Source organism: Mesorhizobium sp. M7A.F.Ca.CA.004.04.2.1 (genome assembly GCF_004022825.1).
GTDB lineage: Bacteria > Pseudomonadota > Alphaproteobacteria > Rhizobiales > Rhizobiaceae > Mesorhizobium.
The window spans coordinates 1-4,860 of sequence record NZ_RZPH01000422.1; the positions used below are offsets into that span (position 1 = coordinate 1).

General features: G+C 63.7%; 4 protein-coding genes. 1 reads left to right on the plus strand and 3 read right to left on the minus strand.

Annotated elements, in window-relative coordinates; translation table 11 throughout:
- Positions 1-11: 11 nt before the first annotated feature.
- The 3 genes from EN893_RS19020 to EN893_RS19035 form a co-directional block, all read right to left on the minus strand.
- On the minus strand, positions 12-1,037 hold the full coding sequence (locus EN893_RS19020; protein WP_128361696.1) for a zinc-binding dehydrogenase: 1,026 nt from the start codon (positions 1,035-1,037) through the stop codon (positions 12-14).
- Between the two features lie 15 nt (positions 1,038-1,052).
- Positions 1,053-2,375: a histidinol dehydrogenase gene (gene hisD / locus EN893_RS19025; RefSeq protein ID WP_127272454.1), complete on the minus strand. Its 1,323-nt coding sequence runs from the start codon at positions 2,373-2,375 to the stop codon at positions 1,053-1,055.
- 201 nt (positions 2,376-2,576) lie between these two features.
- Positions 2,577-3,350: a glucose 1-dehydrogenase gene (locus EN893_RS19035; RefSeq protein ID WP_127270780.1), complete on the minus strand. Its 774-nt coding sequence runs from the start codon at positions 3,348-3,350 to the stop codon at positions 2,577-2,579.
- 130 nt (positions 3,351-3,480) lie between these two features.
- Between EN893_RS19035 and EN893_RS19040 the strand changes: the two genes are divergently transcribed.
- On the plus strand, positions 3,481-4,584 hold the full coding sequence (locus tag EN893_RS19040) for a histidinol-phosphate transaminase (RefSeq protein ID WP_127270781.1): 1,104 nt from the start codon (positions 3,481-3,483) through the stop codon (positions 4,582-4,584).
- Positions 4,585-4,860 lie beyond the last annotated feature (276 nt).

Sequence of the window (4,860 nt, forward strand, 5' to 3'; positions counted from 1 at the left end):
TTCAGCGGAAATCACGACTGCTCGACAGGTGGCCGCATGCGGATGATTGTTTTCAAGCCGTCGCTGTGTCCCGCCAACAGCCGCTCATAGGCAGCCGGAATGTCATCCAGGCCGATCTCCTGGTCGATCAGCGCCAACAGCGGTTCGCTGAGTTCACCTAGCATCCGCACCGCCTCGGGCAGCTCATCGGCAAAGGCGTGGCATCCCAGCAAGCCGATTTCGCGTTCGACCAGCGTATTGGGATCAATGTCGAGGCGGCCATGGAAGATGCCCACCATGGCGATCGTGCCGCCGGGATCGACAACGCCAAGCAACTGGTTGAGCGCCGCGACGCTGCCGGTCGCCTCAATGGCCGCGAGCAGCGGGGCATTGGCGGTTGCGGCGGCAACGGCATCTCGGTTCAGATCGACGATCCTGGCACCCGTCACCTGCGACACGCGGGCGCAGCGGGCCTGGTTGCGGTCGGTTACGAGCACGGTGCCCGCAAAAGTTCGAGACAGCAGCAGCGCGGCAAGACCGCCGATCGGCCCGCAGCCGACGACCAGCACGGAGCCGGCCGTTTTCGGCAGGCGCCGCACCGCGTGCAGCGCCACCGCCAGCGGCTCGGCCATCGCCGCGACCCGCTCGTCGAGCCCGGCATCGATGATATGCAAAAGCCGCGCGGGCAGCACCGCCTGTTCGGCAAACCCGCCGTCGCAGATTTCTCCCACAAAGCCCAGCGACACACAGAGATGCCGCCTGCCGCCATGACATTGCGCGCAGTCTCCGCACCAGAAACGGGAATCGGCGACCACCCTGTCGCCGACGGCGAAGGCGTCCACGCCCGCGCCGATGGCAGTCACCGTGCCGGTCAACTCATGGCCGGCCGTCGAAGGCGACCGGCTTATCCACTGTCCCGTGCGGAAATTGTGCAGGTCCGAACCGCAAATGCCGGCGGCGTCGACCCTGAGCTTCACCCAGCCCGCATCCGGCACGCCCGGCGTGGCGATGTCCTCGATGCGCAAGTCACCAGGTCCATACAGTCGTGCGGCCTTCATCACGATCGCTTCCGCTCAACCGGCGAGATAGCGGTCGCGGATTTCCGAGACCGCGTTCTCATGCGAGCTGAAGCCCTCGTAGCGGGCGAGCCTGCGGGCGTGCAGAGCGAGTTCCGGATAGGCCGCCGAGGTGACATAGCCGATCGACGAGCGCTTGACGAAATCCGTCACCGAAAGCGGGCCGTAAGTCCGCGCCCAACGGCTGGTCGGCAGCACCGCATTGGGGCCGAGAACGAAATTGGCCAGCGTCACCGGCGTGTGCGGACCCATCAGGATTTCGGCGGCCTCGGTGATGCGCCCGAGATGCGCGAATGGCTCCTTCGACAGGATCTCGAGATGTTCGGGCGCATAGTCGTTGATGAAGCGGTAGCTGTCCTCCAGCGACGCCGTCAGCACGATGCCGCCGCGCTTGCCGGTCAGCACCGCGCGCGAAAACTCGACACGCTGCTCGGTCATCCGCGACCAATGCTCGGGAAGTGCAGCAAGCGCTGCTTCTGCAACCTTGCGGCTGTGCGTCACCAGATAGGCCGAGGAATCCGGCCCGTGCTCGGCTTCGATCAACAGGTCGAGCGCGGCAAGGCCGCCGTCAACGCTGTCATCGGCAAAGATGATCGCTTCCGACGGGCCGGCCGGAAGGCCTGTGTTGATGACCGACGACAGCACGCTCTTGGCCGCCACCACCCACGGGCTGCCGGGGCCGACGATCTTGAGCGCGGGCTTCACCGTCTCGGTGCCGTAAGCGACGGCGGCAACTGCCTGGGCGCCGCCGCATTTGTAGACCGTGCCCACGCCGGCGAGACGCGCGGCGACGAGCGTTGCCGCATCCACCGAACCATCCGATGTCGGCGGCGTCACGATGGCGATCTGCGGCACGCCGGCAATCACCGCCGGCACCGACGTCATCATCGTCACCGATGGAAAGGCGCCCTTGCCGCGCGGCACGTAGAGCGCAACGGATGCGATCGGCGTGTACCTGTCGCCGGCGTAGGCGCCCGGCCGGACTTCCTTGAGCCACATCGTCTCCGGCTTCTGCTCCTCATGGAAATGCCTGATGTTGTCGATGCCGAACTGGATGCTCTCGACCACATCCTTTTCCACCTTGTCGAACGCCGCGTCGAACTCGGCTTCCGACACCTGCAGTTCGCCCTCGGCGACATTGGCCTTGTCGAGTTCCCTGGCGAAGCGGATCAAGGCGGCATCGCCTTCGTCCTTGACGGCCTGGATGATCGGCCGGACCTTCTCGACGAAGACCGTCAGATCGGCCTCGGCGCGCTTCAGCAGACTGGCGCGCTGGTCGGCATCGATGGATGACAAATCGTGGAAGCTGATGTCGGACATAACTGCTCGTCTCCTGGAACTCTTGGAACGCAATGACGGTTGGCCCGTGGATGGCCATAGTTCTGCGGGTCGACAGGCCGACCGGGGCAAGGATCAAAGCCGTCGAGAGGCTTCACCGGGCAAAAGTATATACATGTATGTATGATAGTCGCCAGCAATTTTTCCATCATCCGTCGAAACCACGGAGACAAACCTGCCTCGTCAGATCGAGGCGAGAAAGCCGCCATCGACCGGAATGGACTGGCCGGTTATGTAGGCAGCCGCATCCGAAGCGAGGAACACGGCGATGCCATGCAGGTCGTGGAGGTCGCCGAAACGACGCTGCGGGATTTTGGCCAGCATGGAGTGCTGCCATGCCTCGTTGCTGTAGAAAACGTCGGTCATCGCCGTCCTGAAATATCCCGGCGCGATGGCGTTGACCCTTATGCCAAGCTCCGCCCACTCCGCCGCAAGGGCGCGGGTCATGCCGAGCAGGCCCGACTTCGACGAGCCGTATGGCACCGCGGTGGGAATTCCGACTTCGGATGTCAGCGAGCACAGATTGATGATGGCACCAGGACGGCCGGCATCGCGCATCTGCCGCGCGGCGGCCTGGGCGCAGAAGAACGCTCCCTTGAGATTCGTGTCGACGATCCTGTCCCACAGCGCCTCGTCGACATCGAGCGAGGGCCGCACCTCCTCCACGCCGGCATTGTTGACGAGAATGTCGAGACCGCCAAGCAGGCTGGCAGCCTCTGCGGTGGCTGCGCGGCAGCGACCGACATCGGTGACGTCGAGGGCAACGGCATGCGCCACCCCGCCGGCGGCGCGGATGGCTGTCGTTGTGTCCTGTAATGACGCCAGGCTGCGCGCCGAGACCGCGACGTCGGCGCCGGCGGCACTCAGCGCTTCGGCGATGCTGCGCCCGATGCCTCGGCTTGCGCCGGTGACAAGCGCCTTCCTGCCGGAGAGATCGAAGAGAGAAGCGTTGCGCATGTGATCCTCCTTGCCGGCGTCGGTTTCCGCTTCAGCGTCGAGACTATCAGATCAAGTTACATATACAAGCATATACAAACTATTTCGACTACGGTACGGATGACGAAATCCACCGCAGAGGAGCCCACCCGTGTCGAAAGCCTCGGATATGGTCCGCACCGAAGTCAACCGTTTGTCGCCCTACAATTCCGGGCTCACCATTGACGAGGTCATGGAGCGATACGCACCGGCCAGGATCGCCAAACTGGGCTCCAACGAAAACCCGCTCGGGCCCAGCCCGACGCTAGCCACGACGATGCATGCCGGCTCCGAGATGTTCCGCCTCTATCCCGACCCCGCCGGGCGCAAGCTGCGCCAGGCGATCGGCGACAAATATGCCGTCGCCGAGGGCCAGATCATCCTCGGCAACGGTTCCGAAGACCTTCTCTCCGTCATCAGCCGTGCCGTGTTGCGGCCGGGCGACGCGGTCGTCACGCTCTATCCGTCGTTCCCGTTGCATGAGGACTACGCAACGCTGATGGGGGCGACCGTCAAACGCGTTGTCGTCAACGACGATCTCACCATCAATGTCGATGCGCTGGTCGAGGCGGTGCGCGAACGGCCGCGCATGCTGCTGTTTTCGAACCCGATGAACCCGGTCGGCAGCTGGCTCTCCGGCGGCGATCTGTCCAGGGTTCTGGATGCGGTCGGCGACGAGACGCTGATCGTCATCGACGAAGCCTATGCCGAATATGCCAAGGGCGACGATTATGCATCGTCCCTGCCCTATCTCGAAAAGCTGGGCCGGCCCTGGATCGTGCTGCGGACCTTTTCCAAGGCGTTCGGTCTGGCCGGATTGCGGATCGGCTTCGGCATCGTCGGTGACCCGGAGCTGCGCGCGCTGCTCGATCGCGTCCGCACGCCTTTCAACGCCAACGCGATGGCCCAGGCGGCCGCACTCGCGGCACTGGCCGACGACGAACACCTTGCCAGGGTCGTCGCGCTGGCCAATGCAGAGAGAAAACGCGTCGAGACTTTCCTGGCGAGCAAGGGCCTCGATGTCGCTGCCTCCAGGGGCAACTTCCTGTTCTTCAACTGCCGGCAAGATGCTTCCGCCTTCGTCGAAGGCCTGCTGCGTCACGGCGTCATCGTCAAGCCGTGGAAGCAGCAGGGTTTTGACACCTATGTGCGAGTCAGCATCGGCTCGACAGCGGAGAACGACCATTTCATGGCCGTTCTGTCGGAGCTGTTGTGAATACACGCTTTGGTCGGGATTCGGACGGGCAAGTTGACCCGCGCCTTGCGGCTGCGATGTGCCAGTTCGGACACGATGACACTCTGCGGTGCAGTTCGTTGAACGAAGGCAATAGATTTTTTGGGCTTCAAGCCGACAGCAGGCCTTAACTTTCGCGGCGTGGGTTTTTACATCTCGGGGGTCTGCAAACGATCGACGCTGAGGAGGCTCCCTTGCAGCAACCAGATGACATCGCCGCCCGCCGATTGGGCATTCTCATCGAGCAATATGTGGAAG

Excerpts from the sequence above, each read along its gene's own strand:
- EN893_RS19020 (WP_128361696.1), bottom strand. The coding sequence starts at position 1,037 with ATGAAGGCCGCACGACTGTATGGACCTGGTGACTTGCGCATCGAGGAC.
- hisD (WP_127272454.1), bottom strand. The coding sequence starts at position 2,375 with ATGTCCGACATCAGCTTCCACGATTTGTCATCCATCGATGCCGACCAG.
- EN893_RS19035 (WP_127270780.1), bottom strand. The coding sequence starts at position 3,350 with ATGCGCAACGCTTCTCTCTTCGATCTCTCCGGCAGGAAGGCGCTTGTC.